The 18,448-nt window shown below is 50.6% G+C and carries 13 protein-coding genes; 7 read left to right on the top strand and 6 right to left on the bottom strand.

Annotation, left to right across the window (positions count from 1 at the left end; all coding sequences use genetic code 11):
• Nucleotides 1–40: 40 nt before the first annotated feature.
• The 3 genes from A3842_RS22240 (at nucleotide 41) to A3842_RS22230 (ending at nucleotide 3,587) form a co-directional block, all read left to right on the top strand.
• Nucleotides 41–982, top strand: coding sequence for a helix-turn-helix transcriptional regulator (locus tag A3842_RS22240; protein WP_074102785.1), 942 nt, complete (start codon nucleotides 41–43; stop codon nucleotides 980–982).
• Between the two features lie 108 nt (nucleotides 983–1,090).
• Nucleotides 1,091–2,596 (top strand): alpha-glucosidase/alpha-galactosidase, encoded by a 1,506-nt coding sequence (melA, locus tag A3842_RS22235; RefSeq protein ID WP_074102775.1) that lies wholly within the window; start codon nucleotides 1,091–1,093, stop codon nucleotides 2,594–2,596.
• Between the two features lie 94 nt (nucleotides 2,597–2,690).
• The gene (locus A3842_RS22230) at nucleotides 2,691–3,587 is read left to right on the top strand and encodes a stalk domain-containing protein (RefSeq protein WP_218618695.1); all 897 of its coding nucleotides are present in this window, start codon (nucleotides 2,691–2,693) and stop codon (nucleotides 3,585–3,587) included.
• A gap of 65 nt (nucleotides 3,588–3,652) precedes the next feature.
• Here A3842_RS22230 and yhbH read toward each other — a convergent pair whose 3' ends face one another.
• From yhbH to A3842_RS22210, 4 genes are all read right to left on the bottom strand, one after another.
• Nucleotides 3,653–4,813 carry a sporulation protein YhbH gene (yhbH, locus tag A3842_RS22225; protein ID WP_074084048.1) on the bottom strand — a complete coding sequence of 387 codons (1,161 nt, stop codon included), beginning with the start codon at nucleotides 4,811–4,813 and terminating at the stop codon, nucleotides 3,653–3,655.
• 106 nt (nucleotides 4,814–4,919) lie between these two features.
• Nucleotides 4,920–6,587 carry a DUF11 domain-containing protein gene (locus A3842_RS22220; RefSeq protein ID WP_074083889.1) on the bottom strand — a complete coding sequence of 556 codons (1,668 nt, stop codon included), beginning with the start codon at nucleotides 6,585–6,587 and terminating at the stop codon, nucleotides 4,920–4,922.
• Entirely contained in the window at nucleotides 6,584–13,306 is a 6,723-nt protein-coding gene (locus A3842_RS22215) for a DUF7507 domain-containing protein (protein ID WP_143186339.1), read from the bottom strand. The genes A3842_RS22220 and A3842_RS22215 overlap by 4 nt, the downstream gene beginning before the upstream one ends.
• Nucleotides 13,307–13,463: 157 nt before the next feature.
• Nucleotides 13,464–14,093 (bottom strand): class I SAM-dependent methyltransferase, encoded by a 630-nt coding sequence (locus A3842_RS22210; RefSeq protein ID WP_074102773.1) that lies wholly within the window; start codon nucleotides 14,091–14,093, stop codon nucleotides 13,464–13,466.
• A 214-nt stretch (nucleotides 14,094–14,307) separates the two neighbouring features.
• Between A3842_RS22210 and A3842_RS22205 the strand changes: the two genes are divergently transcribed.
• Entirely contained in the window at nucleotides 14,308–15,246 is a 939-nt protein-coding gene (locus tag A3842_RS22205) for a hypothetical protein (RefSeq protein WP_074102772.1), read from the top strand.
• Nucleotides 15,247–15,341: 95 nt separating this feature from the next.
• On the opposite strand, the gene A3842_RS22200 is transcribed toward A3842_RS22205, so the two are convergent.
• The gene (locus A3842_RS22200; RefSeq protein WP_074083892.1) at nucleotides 15,342–15,743 is read right to left on the bottom strand and encodes a hypothetical protein; all 402 of its coding nucleotides are present in this window, start codon (nucleotides 15,741–15,743) and stop codon (nucleotides 15,342–15,344) included.
• Nucleotides 15,744–15,916: 173 nt separating this feature from the next.
• Between A3842_RS22200 and A3842_RS22195 the strand changes: the two genes are divergently transcribed.
• Nucleotides 15,917–16,294 carry a DUF423 domain-containing protein gene (locus tag A3842_RS22195; RefSeq protein WP_074083893.1) on the top strand — a complete coding sequence of 126 codons (378 nt, stop codon included), beginning with the start codon at nucleotides 15,917–15,919 and terminating at the stop codon, nucleotides 16,292–16,294.
• Between the two features lie 103 nt (nucleotides 16,295–16,397).
• Here A3842_RS22195 and A3842_RS22190 read toward each other — a convergent pair whose 3' ends face one another.
• Complete coding sequence (locus tag A3842_RS22190) at nucleotides 16,398–16,934, bottom strand: hypothetical protein (RefSeq protein WP_074083894.1); 537 nt, start codon at nucleotides 16,932–16,934, stop codon at nucleotides 16,398–16,400.
• 219 nt (nucleotides 16,935–17,153) lie between these two features.
• Here A3842_RS22190 and A3842_RS22185 point away from each other — a divergent pair, with 219 nt between their 5' ends.
• Entirely contained in the window at nucleotides 17,154–17,456 is a 303-nt protein-coding gene (locus A3842_RS22185; protein WP_074102771.1) for a YunC family protein, read from the top strand.
• Nucleotides 17,457–17,749: 293 nt separating this feature from the next.
• The gene (locus A3842_RS22180; RefSeq protein WP_074083896.1) at nucleotides 17,750–18,211 is read left to right on the top strand and encodes a Dps family protein; all 462 of its coding nucleotides are present in this window, start codon (nucleotides 17,750–17,752) and stop codon (nucleotides 18,209–18,211) included.
• The last annotated feature ends 237 nt before the right edge of the window (nucleotides 18,212–18,448 follow it).

Raw genomic sequence — 18,448 nt, 5'->3', positions numbered from 1 at the left:
GCACTCTGCATACTGAAAGGGGGAGGCTTGCTTGCCAGAATTGAATGGAAGCCTGTTTCAGCAGGCTTTGCTGGAAGGGGAGTATGGTCCGCATTTTTTTGCCTACTATTATAAGCAGTGGAATTCATATACGATGGCGTACCATCAGCATCATTCGACGGAGATCATGTACCTGATTTCGGGAAGCTGTATAGTCGATGTGCGGCAGGATGCGAATGCAGAGGAACGCTACCGCCTGAAGCGGGGAGAGCTGATTATGCTGGATGCTAATGTGCCGCACCGTCTAATTGTCGAGGAGGGCACGTCCTGCCGGATGCTGAATGTTGAATTTGGCTTCACAGCTTCTACGGGAGCGGCCCCTTCCATCGCCAGACTGGCCGGGGAGGAAGAGGACCTGGCCGCACTGCTGCGTATGCCATTCCGCAGTCTGGTGCTGCCGGACCCTGAAGAGGTATTTCATGTGCTTAAATCGCTTGTACTGGAGCTGGACCGGCACGGCGGCGATGGTGAAGCGCGGGGGGCCGGGCAAGGGGGCATAATGATCGGGCTGCTGTTTGCCGAGCTGCTGCTGCGCTTATCCAGACTTCGTCGGGAACAGCTTCAGACCAGCCAGCAGCCCTCGCAGCTCTATGTGCGGCGCGCGATTGAATTTCTGCATCAGAATTATGACCGCAGTATTCAGGTCAAAGAGGTAGCTGCCGAGGTTAGCGTTCATCCCGGCTATTTGCACCGCATCTTCCGGGCGCATACGGGCCGGACACTGACGGACTACCTGAATATGCTGCGTATGGAGAAGGCAAAGATGCTGCTGGGACAGAGCGAAATCCCTGTTGCGGAAATCGCTGACTATGTAGGGATCAGCAGCAGACAGTATTTTCACCTCCTATTCAAGAAGTACACCCGCTGTACTCCAGTGGAATACCGTAATTCGATAGAACGCTTCTCATGGAGTGATCATCAGCCAACGGCTACAGACAGGTGAGGATTATTGACAGGTTACCGGTAAAATAGTCATGATATTGGTAACGCTTCCCGCGGCCACCTTGCTACAATGGACAGGAACCATTCATTCATTGGGAGGATGATAGCAATGTCTTTTAAAGTAGCTTTTATAGGGGCGGGCAGTATCGGGTTCACACGCGGCTTGTTGCGTGACCTGTTGACGGTACCGGAATTCAAGGAGATCGAAGTCTCCTTTATGGATATTAATCCTCAGAATCTGCAGATGGTCACCGAGCTGTGCCAGCGGGATATCCGGGAGAATGGCCTGAAGATCACCATCTCGCCTACGACAGACCGCAGAGAAGCTCTCGAAAATGCCAAGTACGTATTTTGTACTATTCGTATGGGAGGGCTTGAGGCGTTTGCAACCGATGTGGATATTCCGCTGAAGTATGGCGTAGACCAGTGCGTAGGTGATACCTTATGTGCAGGCGGAATCATGTACGGGCAGCGGGGGATTGCCGAAATGCTGGAGATTTGCCGTGATATCCGGGAGGTGGCTGCGCCGGATGTGCTCCTGCTCAATTACTCGAACCCGATGGCCATGCTGACCTGGGCCTGCAATAAATACGGGGGTGTGCGGACGATTGGACTGTGTCACGGAGTGCAGCATGGGCATCAGCAGATAGCCGAGGTCTACGGGCTGGAGAAATCCGAGGTGGATATAATTTGTGCCGGGATCAATCACCAGACCTGGTATATCTCCGCGAGGCATAATGGCAGGGATTTGACCGCAGGGCTGCTTGAAGCTTTTGAACAGCACCCAGAATTCAGCCGGACGGAAAAGGTGCGGATTGACATGCTGCGCCGCTTCGGCTATTACAGCACCGAATCTAATGGACATTTGAGCGAGTATGTTCCGTGGTACCGCAAGCGCAGCGGTGAAATTATGGACTGGATTGACCTGGGCTGCTGGATCAACGGAGAAACCGGGGGGTATTTACGGGTATGCACCGAGGGACGCAACTGGTTCGAGACTGATTTTCCCAACTGGATGAAGGACCCCGCACTGGAATACCATTCTGAACACCGGAGTGAAGAGCATGGCTCCTATATTATTGAAGGATTGGAGACGGGCAGAGTATACAGAGGCCATTTTAATACCGTCAATAATGGTATTATTGCCAATCTGCCGGATGATGCCATTATTGAAGCGCCGGGATATGTCGATCATAACGGCATCTCTATGCCGCTGGTCGGTGAGCTGCCGCTTGGTCTCGCCGCTGTGTGTAATGTCAGCATCTCCGTACAACGTCTGGCCGTTGAGGCTGCCGTTCATGGCGATGACAAACTGTTGCGCCAAGCCTTCATGATGGACCCGCTGGTCGGAGCCGTCTGCAACCCGAAGGAAATCTGGCAAATGGTCGATGAGATGCTGGTTGCCGGAGAACCTTGGCTGCCGCAATACGGTGCAGCAATTGCCGAAGCGAAGGCGCGCCTCTCCTCGGGTGAACGGATCCCGACCCTCACTGATAATGCCGGTGCTGCCCGGCTGAAGGTAAAGAGCGTGGACGAAATGATGCAGGACCGTGATGCCGCGAACAAAAACGCCGGTGAATCCGATAAGGGCAAGGATAGAGAGAAGGCTAATTAGGACTCCAAAGGAAATACATGGAAGTTGACGATAAAGTAGAAAGGGTGATTTTAATTATAATGGGGGTATAAGGAATTTGATGAAGAATTTAAATATGAGTAAAATTGCAGTGTTCTTTCTGGCCTTCGTTCTGACAGTTATGTCTTTGGGTCCGGCAGCAGCCTCCGCAGCGGCACCAAACGTGAAGACGATCCGTGTCTTCGTCCAGAGCAAGGAAATCCATCCGAAGGCTGCTCCTATCCTGCAGGGGGGCAGAGTGTACATCGAGTTCCGCAGTGTTGTACTGGCTTTAGGATTCAAGTTCAACTACGATGCGGCCAAAAAGGTGATCACAGTAGATTCGGAGGATGCTTCCTTCAAAATTGATCTTAAATCGGGGAAGACCTTTCTTAACGGCCGTGAATTTACCTACAGTAAAGATGCTCCAATGATACTGGGCTCCGGAGCCAATGTACTGGTTATGAATCATTTGTTCAATGCTACCTCCAATATTAGAGTGAACTATGATGCCGTTCATAAAAATATTGTTGTCTACCGGACCGAAGCAGAGTCTGTCGATTATCTCTCCCTTGCCAATAAGGAAGCGGCTGTTCCGGATGCCGACAAGGCAGCCATCTATACATTGCTTGATAAATATATACAAGCAATGAACGATGAGGATGCACTGGCGCTGATGGCGGTGGATCGCTCTCCTGAAGCATATTATACCAATCGGAATCTGAGCAAAGATCAGGTCAAGCTGCTGCTGGAAAACAACTTTCTCAAACACGAGCTGAAGTATACCAAGAAGCAGGCGACCGTTGTCTCATATGGACCGAATAAGGCCACAGTCTATTTTGTTTATACTGTCAGTGACAAGGATGATAAAAGTTCAGTGATACAACTATTTTATTATCTTAAATCGGTTGTCAAGGCCTCCGATGGCAAATGGTATTTGGATAACAAGGGGGATACTGTGCTGCATGTTGAGCTTTTATTAAGTGACGAATAACTGTCAATTGTTCAAAAGGATATCGACAGTAAAAGACCTCCACCTTTCCGGGTAGAGGTCTTTTCTTACTGCACAGTGTGCTTTTTACCGAAAAAGGTCTTCAGTGCCTGATAGACTTCCTTCTTGTCCTTGATCACATAATGCATGAACTGCTCCTGCTTCAGATGACGGTATGCAGACATCAGGGTACTGCTTCGGTTGTATTGGTTAACCTCTCCATAGCCGAACATGTTGCTGCGCTTCAGCAGCTCGCCGATCAGCTTGACACAACGTTCATTATCAGAGGTGAGATTGTCGCCGTCAGAGAAGTGGAAGGGATAGATGTTATATTTGGAGGGCGGATAACGGCTGTCGATAATGTCCAGTGCCTTCTGATAGGCTGAGGAGCAGATGGTTCCCCCGCTCTCGCCACGGGTGAAGAAGTCATGCTCGCTGACCTCCCTGGCCTCTGTGTGGTGTGCCAGGAACACAATTTCCACCTTTTCATACTGGCGCCGGAGGAAGCGGGTCATCCAGAAGAAGAAGCTGCGGGCACAGTATTTTTCAAAGGTGCCCATGGACCCGGAAGTATCCATCATCGCAATAATCACCGCGTTGGAATGAGGCACCGTGATATCATCCCAGGTTTTGTAGCGCAGGTCGTCGGGGCTGATGCTGTGAATGCCGGGTTTGCCCCGGCTGGCATTGCGGCGCAGGTTCTCAAGCAGGGTACGCTTCTTATCAATGTTGGACATCATGCCTTTTTTGCGGATATCGTTGAAGACGATGGATTTGACTTCGATCTCTTCTTGTGCCTTGGGGGCAAGATGGGGCAGTTCCATATCCTCGAACAAGATGTCCTCCAGATCCTCCAGATCGACCTCCGCTTCTACCGTATCCTGACCGGGCTGATCGCCTGCCTTATCGCCTTTACCCGGCTGGGCGGACTGGGAATCGCGGCCGAGTACATCCCCGACCTGACTTTCACCATCGCCCTGGCCGACGTGCTTCTGCTTGCGGAAATTGTAGATAATCCGGTACTCATCCAGACTGCGGATAGGCACTTTAACGATTTGCTTGCCGTCGGACATAATAATATTTTCTTCAGTCACGAGGTCAGGCAGATTATCCTTAATGGCTTCCCGGACCTTCTGCTGATGACGTTCCTGATCCTGATGGCCTTTACGGTGAAGGGACCAGTCTTCTTTGGATACGACGAACGCGTAATGACCGGATGATTGCGGCAGAACGACCACCTCCCATGGAATATTAATCGGTACGGGCACAAAGGGTGACTGAAGGGCAGGTTGTAACTAAAGTATATTCATGGGGCTGGGGGATATGTGAACCTTCTTATTCACTGATTTCTTCGATGATCATTTTATAGCTGTTCGAGCGGGTCTCCCCGGAGTATCTATGCCCATCGATAGTGTACATATAGAGTGCGGTTAAAGAGCCCTGGAGAGCACGGCCCAGATAACCGGGATTGATGCGGATTACATAGCTGAGTTGGATGGTTTGCCCCGGTTGCACCGTACCGAGGGGGATAATCCCGCTGTACGGGGTTTCAGGTGTAACATAACCCGTTGCGAGGGTGCTTCCCTGGGGAACGATCTCTATGAGCGATACCTCAGCCGGATAGTTGCCGCTGTTGGTAACGGAAATATAGAATTCGGCAATACCGCCGGGTTCAGCTATTGGAGGCTCACCTGTAACTTGAACAGAGATGACCGGTGAGAACAACAAGGTGACTACGGTGTTGGAACGTTCAGTCTCCCTTACAATGCGTCCATCAGGCAGTCTATAAGTATACTGTACGCTGCCCTGATTCTGGATTACAGGGTTCTGGTGTATGTTGGTCTCGGCCGGGATGGAGACAAGAAAATCAACAATAGCCGCGGAGCCTGCCCTTAGGGTGCCAAGGGGAATACCCTCTCTGGGATGGGTCCCCTTCTGAGCAGTTCCGTTGAGATTCACACTATCCCAGATAAAAAGTGTGTCATCAGGCATAATATCTGCAAGGACTGCATCCACCGCCAGATTCCCGCTATTGCTGACGGTGAACACATAGCGCAGATGATCCCCGGGAGCTGCGTTGGATTTATTAACCTTTAGGCTGACGGACAGCCCGGAGTGAACAACGGTAACATTGACCGTGTTGCTCTTGGTATCAGCCGTATCCCCGCCTGTGTAGTAAGAAACAACGGCCTGCGTGGTTAATACTGATGTTGCAGGGGTTGAAGTGACTCTAACCTGATACGTGATTTCTGTGGTTGTACCTGTGCCCAGCGGCGCCACTAGTATGCCTTTGGCCGGGTCGTTATCAGGCGAATAAATACCGCCGGAGATGACACTTCCGGGGAGGAACACGGTCCCATCCGTCACAGGAATGGTTGCTGTAATATCGGTCAGCAGCCGGGTTCCCTCGTTCTTTAGCCACAGTGTGTAGGTTACAGTATCCCCGATAAATGTGGTAGATGTGCTTGCGACTAGCAGAATGGAGAGCTGGTAGGAGAGCAGAGCAACTGTAACCTGGTTTGATAAAACTTCTCCCTGCACGATCCTCCCCTCCGGAGTGCTAAAGGAATAGACGGCCTTGGCTCTATTGCTCAGCTTCAGTGAAGGCGGAAGTGCAACAACAATGACCTGAAAGGCAATCTGTACGTCGGTCTGTGGAAAGATCGTTCCCAGAGGTATGCCGGAGGAAGGAGAGACCCCGGGAAGGGGAACTCCATCTCGCAAGACGCTGTTGGCCATAAAGGATACGCCAGAAGGAATAGCGTCTATCAGGGTAGCCAATGCCGACACATTGCCTTCATTTCGGGCAACGAATGTGTATACTAGGGTCTCTCCAAGGGAGGCACTGGTTTGATCCGCGCTTTTTAATATAGAAAGAACCGGACCTACAATCGGGGTGTTGATCTTATTAGAGTAAGTAATGGAGTCTATGCCCGCTGCCGATCGGAAGAACACCTTGGATTGATTGGTTACAACAGGTTGAAAGGGGAAAGCAGAGCTCATGTCTGAATCACCCTTACCTGGAAGGTGGTGGTAGAGGAGGCTCCAGGCGCAACCGTTCCAATTACAATGCCTGTAGCAGGACTAGCGCCGGGACGGGCGGCTCCATCCACCGTGACACTGCCGGTGACGAACTGGCTGCCTTCTGGAATCGGGTCAACCACCACTACATTATTCACGGGAACAATTCCGTTATTCGTGACCACAATAGTATACGTGATTATGTCTCCGACGACCGCATCAATAACAGGAGTGCTCTTGACGGCCGTTACATCAGGAGAGGAGACCGGAATAACCAGTTTGTTCGACAAAGATGAGCCAGAGAGCAGACGGCCATCCGGCGGACTAAATGTGAAGGTGGACGCGGCCTGATTCACAAGCTGCTGCGGTGATGGCAGCGATGCCACGGTGACCTGCAAGGTAATCGTCACGGTGATAGTTGCACCCGGAGCAACACTGCCGACATTCAGCCCGCTCGCCGGATCAGCTCCAGGCTGTGATACGCCATTTATGATTACACTGTTCGGAATAAACACCGCGCCTGGAGGAATGGTGTCTGTAATCGTGACATTCGCCGCAAGGTTGCCGGTATTCGTGATGTTGAGGAAATAGGTTACAGTATCTCCGACCGTTGCGTTTGTGGTATCCGCTGTTTTGACAATGTTAATGAACGGCTGGTACACCGGGGTAGCTAGAGTGTTGGAATATGAAGCCCCTGAGAACGCCCCGGAGGTAAAGCTCACGGAAGCCTGATTGTTCAGAATGGCTGGCGTAGGCAGTGTATTAACAAGGATGCTGAAAGTGACTTGTATTGTTGCTCCCGGTGCAATGGTGCCCAGTGAAATGCCATTGGCCGGATTGGCTCCCGGCAGAGGAGTTCCGTCAACGACTACGCTGCCGCTGACAAAGGAAGCACCTGCCGGAATGGGATCACTGAGTACTGCATTATTGACCGGTGTAATGCCGCTGTTGGTAACAGAGATGCTGTAACTGACGGTATCCCCGATAACGGCATCGGTTGCAGCTGTAGTCTTAGCGACAAGCACATTTGGCGATGAGACTGAAATCTGATTGATGTTGGAGTGCGATGTCTGATTGAAGGTCCGGGCATCCGGTAAGGTATAGGCATAGGAAACAGTAGCCTGGTTGGTCAACTGCTGGCTGACCGGCAAAGTATCGATAACAACAGAGAAAACAACACTAAGGCTTGCCCCGGCGGCAATCGACCCCAGTAGAATTCCTGTTGCAGGGTCAGACCCCGGAGACGGAGAACCGTTAATCAGCACGCTGTTGGCGAGAAGAGTGGACCCGGCGGGAATGGTATCCGTTAAAGTGGCATTTGCCGGGTAATTCCCTTGATTACTTACATTGACCGTATAAGTAATCGTGTCTCCAACCGTCGCATTTACAGAGCTTGAGCTTTTGGCTGCACTGATAACCGGCTGATAGACTGGTGTAGTCTGGATATTGGAGAAGCCTACACTAGAGAGTGCTCCGGAGGTGAAACTGACAGAGGATTGATTGTTCAGCAATCCGGTTGCCGGCAGCGAGGTTACCGTAACGTTAAAGTCTACGGTAACTGAAGCGCCAGGGGCAATAGTGCCTATGGTTACACCTGTAGCCGGAGAGGTTGCGGGTCGCGCCACACCATTCACCAGCACACTGCCTGTTACAAATGTAGTACCTGCAGGGAGCGCATCTGTGAATACAGCATTATTGACAGCAGCAATCCCATTGTTGGTCAATGTCACTGAATAAGTAATGGTATCGCCAATGGTGGTAGCGGTTGTTATTGTCGTTTTGACTACGGCGAGATTCGGATTCGAGACAGGAAATGTAATGGTATTGGACAGGACCGAGCCGCCAAGCGTCCGCCCATCAGGCAAGGTGAAGCTGTAAGCTACGGTTCCTTGATTCACCAGCACTTGAGGATTAGGGAGTGAAGTGATCACTACCGAGAAGGCGACTGTTACTGTTCCTCCAGGAGCGACAATACCGGCGGCAATTCCAGTAGACGGATCAGCCTGAGGGAGCGGGGAGCCATTAATCAGCACGCTGTTGGGCTCAAAGATAGTACCGGCCGGAATATTATCCGTAACGGTTAGGGTTGCTCCATAATTGCCTGTATTGCTGACCGCTAAGAAGTAGGTTACGGTATCGCCTACTGTGGCATTCATTGTACTGGCGCTTTTGACGGCGGCAATAATGGGCTGATATACGGGGACGCTAACCAGATTGGAGAATACCGAGCCGGAAAAAGAAACGCCCGAGGTATACGTAACTGTGGCCTGATTGTTGATTGATACGCTAGCCGGGAGGGATACAACCGTTACACTGTATGAAACTATAGCAGATGCGCCAATAGCCAATGTGCCTATGCTTATCCCGGTAGCCGGATTGGCATTTGGAAAAAGAACGCCATTGACCGACACACTGCCTGGCACAAAAGCAGTTCCCGGTGGGGGAGGATCACTTAGTATTATATTGTTGACCGGATCAATCCCGTTGTTGGTAATATTGACGGAATAAGGGATAGTATCTCCAATGGCAACCGATGTAGAGGTTGTGCTTTTCACCACAGCGACGTTAGGCGCGGAGACGCCGATCGTCACCACATTGGATAATGCTGTGCCGGTCAGCAGACGTCCGTCAGGCGGTGTAAAAGTGAAGGTTGCCGAAGCCTGATTGACTATTTGCTGTGGGGAGGGCAGCGAAACAATAATGACGGTGAAACTGACGGTCACACTTGCGCCCGGAGCCACAATTCCGACAGCGATCCCCGTATCCGGGGCTGATCCCGGCTGGGGGAATCCTCCTACAATAACACTGTTGGGATCAAATTCAGTGCCGTCCGGGATGTTGTCTGTAAGGGTTACATTTGCGGTAAGATTGCCGGTATTATTGACTATAATCGAGTAGATGACAGTATCGCCAATGGTTTTATTGAACGCGTCGGGACTCTTGACCAAGGAAATTTGCGGCTGAATGACCGGTGTAGTTGTAATGTTGGATGATGAGGAGCCTGAGAATACACCGGAGGTAAAGCTGACGGTTGACTGGTTGTTGATTTGTGAAGGAATCGGCATTGTTATCTTCACCTCAAATGTTACGGCGACTGAGGCCCCGGGGCCCAGACTGCCGATTGGAATGCCGGCGGACGGGATTGATAGCGGCTGGGAGACACCGCCCACAATTACGGTTCCGGAAATGAAGGCTGCATTCTCAGGCAAGGGATCACTGAGAATGATCTTGCTGACAGCAGCAATACTGTTGTTCGTCAGAACGGAGGTGAATGTTAGAATATCACCCGTAACGGCGTCAATGGCATTCACGCTTTTTACAATACTTACGTTAGGCGCGGAGACAGGAATGGAGAGTGTATTCGATACGGAATTCCCCCCAAGTTGCCGGCCATCGGGTAGGGTGAAGCTGAAGGCAGCCGCCGCTGTATTAAGCAGCAGCTGGCCGGGTGGCAGCGCGGTAACTGTGACCAGGAATGAGACGGTAACACTGTCGCCTGGTGCGAGTGGTCCTACAGGAATCCCTGTGACGGGATTGAATCCCGGCAGAGGCGTACCACCAATGCTCACGCTGTTTGCTTCGAATACTGCCTGCGGCGGCAGAGTGTCGGTCAAGTTCATCGTTGCGGCAATGTTCCCGGTATTACTGACAAGAATGGAATAGGACAAGGAGCTGCCGACAGAGGCCTGTGCTGCATTCGCGCTTTTTTCAAGAACGATAACGGGGATGAACACTGCAGTGCTGATCGTATTTGACAGAGCGGCACCACTGAAAGAACCGGAAGTGAAAGAAGCGCTTGCCCTGTTCACAAGGACTGCCGGATTAGGCACGAAAATCACATTCACCTGAAAGGTTACGGTTGCTGTGGCACCTGCAGCGATGGTTCCGAGGCTAAAGCCGGCGCCAGGGTTAGCGGAGGGTAGCGGCGTCCCGTTGATGGTGACACTTCCGGCTACAAATGCACCGCCAGTTGGAACCGGATCGGACAGGACCACGTTGTTCACAGGTACGCCACTGGGATTTGTGACCGCCACAGTGTAGGTGATATACTCCCCGACAGCAGCATTGGTAAGATTCACACTTTTGATCAGGGTGATGCCCGGTGCGGATACCGGAATACTCACTGTGCTGGACAAACTTGTTCCAGAGAGGGAGCGCCCGCTCGGCAGTTGATAGGTGTAGCTGCTGCTGGCTTGATTCACTAGCACGGCTGGAGACGGAAGTGACTGCACCGCTGTAAGGAAGGTAACAGTAACCGTTGCTCCAGGGCCCACAGCTCCCAGGGGTATCCCCACAGTGGGTGAATCCGATGGACGGACCACACCGTTGACGGTGACACTGCCGGGCACAAAGACTGATCCTGCCGGAATGTTGTCACTTAGAATAACTGTGGCAGCCAGATTCCCCGAATTCTGCATCTGCAGGGTGTAGAGAACATTCCCGCCTACAGTCGCACTGGCTGTATTCGCACTCTTATTGATCCCTATGACTGGCTGATAGACAGGCGTTGCCGTCGTATTGGATTGGGTGATCCCGGTAAACGCACCGGAGCTGTAGGATGCGGATGAGCGGTTTGAGAGCTGTGCAGGTGAAGGTACAGAGGTCACAGATACCTGAAAGGTAACGGTGACACTGGCGCCTGCTGCAATAGTACCTACAGTTATTCCCGTTCCAGGATCAGCAGACGGGCGCGAAGATCCGTTGACATTGACGCTTCCTGCAACAAAAGTGCTACCCGCCGGAAGCGGGTCAGACAATATAAGATTGGTGACCTGGGCAATTCCATTATTACTGATTATGGAGGTATATAGGAGGACGTCACCTACGGCAACATCAGGGAAGCTTGCACTTTTTACGATCACAACATTCGGCAGAGTAACAGGAATTGTAAGCGTGTTGGAAGCGGCTGATCCGGCCACCGTCCGGCCGTCCGGTACCACAAAAGTATACGCGGCAGTTGCCTGGTCTACGAGCTGAGACGATGGAGAAAGACTATTTACCACTACCCGAAACTGGACGGTTGAGCTGCCTCCGGCAGCAATGACGCCGATGGCGATACCTGAGGCTGGATTGCCTGCTACCGGGGTTCCGTTCACTGTGAAGCTTCCGGGCACATAGGAGCTGCCGGCGGGAATATTATCGGTTAGCGTAGTAGTTGCGCCAATATTACCCGTGTTAGCAATCTGCAGGGTATAAATAATTTGATCGCCGACAGTGGCATTTGTGGTGTTGGCGCTTTTGACAATGCCAAGGACCGGAGAGTATACCGGCAGAGAGGCAGTATTTGAAGGAATAACTCCAGTCAATATCGATCCGCCCGCGACACTCTGGAACGTAAATGCGAGATTGGCCGTATTGGCAACAATCTGCGAAGGTGGCAATGAAGTGACTTTGGCTTGGTATGTAACGGTCACAGAGGTGCTGAGAGTCAAAGTCCCAAGGGGAATGCCTGCTGTTATATCATACATAGGCCTAGGTATACCGGCTACAACCACACTTCCGGTCACAAAAGTTAAGCCTGCCGGCAAGGCATCTGACAAAACGGCGCTGGTCGCACTGGCAGTGCCCGTATTGCTGACAGTTACGGTATAGGTCAACGTATCTCCGACGATGGTTCCCGCCGCATTTGAGCCTTTGGTTAAGGTGATTTTGGGAGCATTGATGTCAATCTGCAGCGCATTTCCATTGACAACGTAGGCATCGCCAGAAGTGGTTAGGGTCAATAAGGCAGAAGACTGATTGTTGACGAGTCTCGCGGAGACATCGACATTGGTGATATCCCAGCCTTGACGTCCAGCAATGATGTTGGTTCCAGGACTGCCGTTGGTCTGATTGCGGGTCCCAAAGGTCCCGGTTGTATTGAGCACTCCGGCATCATTATTTATCTGTGAAGCAAAAAAGTTGGTGGCGAAGTTATTGGGGCCAGACAACGCTACCTGGGTAGAGGTAGTTGGACCAAACAGCGCCTGATCTCCGGAACGGTTGGCATCTCCTTCCTGTGCGCTGAACAGAATTCTTCCGCCCAGTGCTCCTGACACAGGGGTCGCGAATCCAGTAATGGTTGTGACCACAGGAGCAGAACTGGCCTGTACAAGCACAGCGCCTGCCCGGAGAGACATATTGCGGAAAGGAAGAGACGGATTCGAGTAAATAACGCCTAAGGTCCAGCCCGCATGATTCGCTGTAGTATCGCCAGTAATTACTATCGTACCGACTACACTGCCTGCGGTATAGCTTCCGGCCCCCCCTGTCTGAATAATGCTGGTTACATTCGCGGAACGTACATAAGCGAAGCCTCCGCCGCCCAAATCGACAGAATTGCTGGTCGCTGCGTCCGGGGAGACACTGAATAGAGTGCCCGCCGGCGTGGTGAAGGAGATCGGATTGTTAATGACAGAACTCAGGTTGACGGAACCGTTAATATAGGAGCCTGCCCAAATCAGCTCTGCATACAGCACTGTACTTCCTGAAGGTATCGACAGAATGGCAGCCGAGCTGTTGCTTGTATATAGATTTGTAGTTCCAGCGGGATATGTTCCAAATGTGGAGGAAGTATTTACTGTGGTAAACGCCCCGATACTATCTTGAGTGCCCGGTACACCAGTTGTTTCAGACCTGCTCAGGCCTAGCGTGTTGCCCGTGAAAGTGATGGCACCGGTCGCGTTAATTGTAGCCCGAACGACTAGAGGAATGATTTTCACCTCCTTATAAAGAAGATACAGTATGTTATGACAACAATAAAAAAGGCAGACCGCTCGTTTTTTGAGAACGGTATGCATTTTATTCGGTTTGTTATTAGCCTATGACAGAATGTGTTAATAATTGTTTGTAATGGGCACATAATTAAGTTTATCTTGTCTATTCTGTGATCGGTCTTCTCCGGGCGAGCAGGGCGCGGGGTTCAGGGTAGGCTTTGCGGCTCATGTCTTCGAGCTCTTCAGCTGTTATTGGTTTTTTAATCACCGCAAAATGGTACATAATTTCATGAACGACATTAGACTGCAGCGTCTTCAGAATCTCCAGTTCCTCGGCTTCATAAAGGATGTCGTCAAAAGGATACTGATAGAATAGCTCCATCCGAAGCAGCCGATAGTCAAAGGGTGGCGCAGGCACCGGATAATCGGGGATTTCCGGAGAAACGGCTCCGGAGGAAGGCTGGAAAAAGCTGCCCGTTAAATGGCGGGGAGTATACTCGTCGAATTTCTGCTTGAACAGAGGATTAGAAATGTGGGGGAAACTGTGGGCATAAGGGGCCAGAATACAAACAACAGCTTTGTGGGTGCTGATCCGGTAGATTTCCGCCATTACGGCAAATAAATTGTCCACATACGGCAGCACACGGCTGGCCATAACAAATTCTGCAGTATTATCCGGCAGTGGAATTCCCGTATTAATATTGCACACGATATCCACTCCGGGGCAACCTTCACGGCCGATTCCCAGATAACCAGATTCTTTGCCGGAACCGCAGCCGATATCTATTTTCAAGGAAATCACTCCTTCAGGGTCATTCTAAAAAAGGCTCTTCACCATTGTATTAATTTTGCAGCATGCTGCTTCCGGCGAATGCCTATCCCAGTTGTAAACGGTCCAATCTATATAGCAGAAAGTTTATGCAACCCGGGCGAAGGGTTATTCGTTAATAAGAGTAAGCCTAGGCAGGCGATTCGATTACCGTTTCACCAATGAGGAGGCAGTCAACATGAAATCACAACGTAAACTACCTGTTCTGGCGGCAACAGTTGTATTAATGCTGGCTATAACCGCATGCAGCGGCAATACCCCGGCCGAGGCTCCGATAGAGCCTTCGTCCACCACCTCTCCCACTCCGGCACAGAGCACGGCATCACCGTCACCAAGCCCTTCGACTGAACCCAGTTCTTCTTCTGCAACTGAACCCAGTTCATCTCCTGCAAAGGAAGCAAAGATGATTCACGGTACAGGAATCTATGTCGGACAGATTGATAATCACTCGGTAGAGATCAAGACAGAAGAAGGAGCAACATCATTTGAGCTTGGTGCGGGGCTGGAGCAGTCTCTAGAGACCTTAAATATGGATGATCCTGTAGTCTTCGAATATGCCCAGCGAAGTGTAGAAGGAGACTCCTCCATTTCACAGCGGGTGCTGTCGAAGCTGGAAAAGTCTGCGGAGAGCGGAAGCGCAGCACCTTCAACAGGTAGACTCGCCAAGACGAAGACACTCAAGCTGACGCTGGAGGGCATGGAGGAAGAAAAGACGGCAACCCTGGCGACTGGAGCGGGATATTCACTCTATGTATTCGATATCTTCACGTTTGATGCGAAGACTGGCAAGCTGGCAATGAAAGTTGATCCCGGGTATTACGCCGAGATTACCAAGCTGCCCTCCGACTTCAATCTCGATGCCCTTCAACTGGAGGGTGAGGAGGAGCTGGCTTCTACTGGCAAAGTGACTGCACTTGGTCAAAAGGAGCGTGACCAGCGGATGACCGGCATCCGGCTCTATCTTACTGCTATGGGATCCGATTTGACCCGGGAGTATGTGGTGAAGGAAATGGACGGGCAGGGATATGTCATCAAGCTGAACATTCCGCAGCGGGAGGCTTCAGAGGGATTTGGACCGCATGTCTATGCTTCGCTGGACAGTATGGTCAGCCGGTAATTCCGTACTGGGCTGCAGTTTACACTAGGAAAAAAAGGGCCGCTTCCGAATAAAATCGGGGCGGCCTCTTCTTTGGAATGGGTAAGTGTTTGGCCTCAGGCTGAACCGGCATTAACGAGTACGGTGGCAATCATCAGCATGAACAGCAGCAGAATGACTCCATTAATTATAGTGCCGATGACAGCAAGTACCCTGCGGCGCTTGCGGAGGGTAAGTCCGATTATGCCGATTACAGCCCCGATCACATTAACCGCTGCCAGGACGAGTACAGACATTCCCAGGTAAAAGATAGACTCTGCAGAATTGGTAATGAAAGAGTCGCTTCCACCTGTGACGGAGGAGACGTTAGCACCTACAACGACAAAGGCAATAATATAGCCGGCAAGGGTAATCAGGGCGATAACAAACGAGGCAATACCGGGGCCGGAATGTTTGAAATCCCGGGGGTTTTCTTCATACAGAACTTGCTCTTCTTGTGGTGGAGAATAATCGTCCATGTGAGGCACTCCTTGTATCCTATTTGATATAAATGATGGTAGTACCCACTTTTCCATAAGATGGCGGCAAATGCAAGCCCGGTTTGCAAAATGTTCCAAACTTACGGCTGCTGGAAATACAACGTCCAGGTACGGTAAGATAGGAGAAGTTCAATAGAAGGAGCTGTGTATCCATGCAACGAAGATTTATAGCCTATGGAGCCTTGCTGGTCATGCTGTCTGTCGGCATAGGCGCGTTCGGAGCGCATCTGCTTAAAACTGTGATCAGTGAAGACTACCTGAAGGTCTACGAGACCGGTGTGCATTATCACATGATTCATGCGCTTGGACTGATTCTCATTGGGCTGGCGGCAGGTCAATGGGGGGAGAGCTCACGTCTGCGCTTAGCGGGACGGCTGCTGATGCTGGGGATTATTTTCTTCTCCGGCAGCTTGTACATGCTGAGTATTACCGGCATTAAGGTGCTCGGAGCGATTACTCCTCTTGGCGGGGTATGTTTTATTGCCGGGTGGCTTTGTCTGGCTTGGGAAGCTTTTTCACGAAAAGATTGATGGATACTCAGAACGAAGACCATAAAAATACAAACAAGCACCTGCCCCGAAGATTCCTTCCGGGACAGGTGCTTGTTTGTCTGGTGGTGAAGGTGTACATGGTCTACGAAAATTCGTCGATTTCATTGAGCTTGAACGTATACACTTGCTTCTCATCCACATGATATACACTGAGTGAATTGGCGGCTTCATCAAAATTCAGGATACGGCAGGGCATAGACACCTGTTTGCCGTGCCGGTTAGCGCGGAGCCGGACCAGTTGGTTGTTCTGAATGTATAGTCTGATTTTACCGTACGCATCTGCAGGGGTTGCCGCAGTTGTAGCCGCAGGTGTGACTGCGGGGACATTCTTGGGTTCAGGCTTTTCAGCCTGCTTACCCGGTTGCTTCACTGGCAATTTAAAAGGTACATGAGCAGCCGTGGCGGGTTCCTGCTTCAGTGCAAGCTTCGCGGACCGGAGGAGATTATCAATTGTTTTTCCGAGCTCAAGACCTGAGTTAATGTTGAAATCCGTGATTTTCTCATTGCTGTTCAACATTTCAAGCAAGTATTGCAGTGCAAGCGGGTTAGTACGGGCGTTGATCAGGATGTCGACATTGAATAAATAATTGCCGTCCGTGTGTTGTAGTTTCTTGTCCATAAATCCCCCAGCTTTGTCAGTAGACACTATTGAAAATACTATTTTAAAAGTATATAAACTATACCATTAATTCATGAATAAGCATATACCTCCTTATTGGGAAATCAGGACTATTGACCCTCATTTAGCGGAGAACTAGTCCTTCATCCGCACACTGATCCCCAATAAAGCATACACATACAACGTGATGGAGGATCAAGAACAAGGAGGTCATGTTGGTTGGTTACCATGGAGCCTGTTGTCGTAGGTGGTCATGTAATGATTGGTGTCGAAGTAAAGCTTCCCAAGACTACGCTGCTGTCGATCAGCACGGATAAAGGGTATATCATGTGCGGAGCGCTTGACGTGGGGTTGCTCAATGAAACGCTTAGCGACCGCAGGATTATAGCAGCCCGGGCCGTTGGTGTGCGGACATTGCCGCAGCTTCTGTCTGCACCTATGGAGTCCGTAACCATAGAAGCTGAGAAGCTGGGAATTGTACCGGGAATGACCGGGGCGGAGGCCTTGCTTCTTATGCTGTAAGCTGCTCTCACCCTGCCCGGTACTTTATTAAGGGAGGCCTCCGGGCCTCTTTTTGCTGCTTCCACCACTTCAGTCCAAAGTTGATACTTCTGGAAAAGCATAAGCCGGACAGGCTTGGCTCATCCTACAGAATAAGCCATCAACAAGGAAGGCGTTCAGACTTGGTGTCTTGCACCAGAAAGGATATTTCATGTTTCGTCTCCAGTATGAAAGGGTAAATTCAGTATAGACAACTGCATGCCGGACCATGGACAGGCAGCCGGCTAAATTATGGATAAGGAAGGGATATTACAATGGCTAAAGCATCTGGCAAAGTCAACACAACTTCACTCGAACAAGTACTCAACCGTGAGGTTGCAAACCTGAACGTACTATACGTCAAAATTCATAATTATCACTGGTATGTGAAAGGAGAGCAATTCTTCTCCCTGCACGTGAAATTTGAAGAACTGTATGATGATGTTACCCTCAAAATGGACGAGGTGGCTGAACGTCTGCTGAGCATCAAGGGCAGCCCGGCGGCTACCATGAAAGAATATCTTGAACTGGCTACCATTCAGGAAGCTACAGGCAAAGAAGATACCCGCGGCATGGTTCAGACGCTGATTGAAGACTTCGCCACCGTGGCCGAAGAGCTTACTGAAGGCATTGAGCTGGCCGAGCAGGTGAGTGATCAGCCAACGGCCGATTTGTTCATCAAAATCCGCAGCGATTTGGAGAAAAACCAATGGATGCTGCGTTCTTTCCTGGGCTGATCATCCATTGCGAATAATCGCATCTACAATAGAAGTAAAGCCTCCAGTGCGGGGGCTTTCTTTTTTGATTTTTTTCAAATACAAGACTTTAAATGATTACATGGATTGAAAATAGATATTTGTAAAAAAACATGGTTTGTAATAAAATTAGTGAGAATCATTGATAATCACTCCGTTACACTTTATAATAATTATAATATGATATAAAATCTAATTTTGCTGGCATCAGGGATAACC

The organism is Paenibacillus sp. P3E (assembly GCF_001909045.1).
Classification (GTDB): Bacteria; Bacillota; Bacilli; order Paenibacillales; family Paenibacillaceae; genus Paenibacillus_AQ; species Paenibacillus_AQ helianthi.
This window is presented reverse-complemented; position numbering and strand designations above follow the sequence as displayed.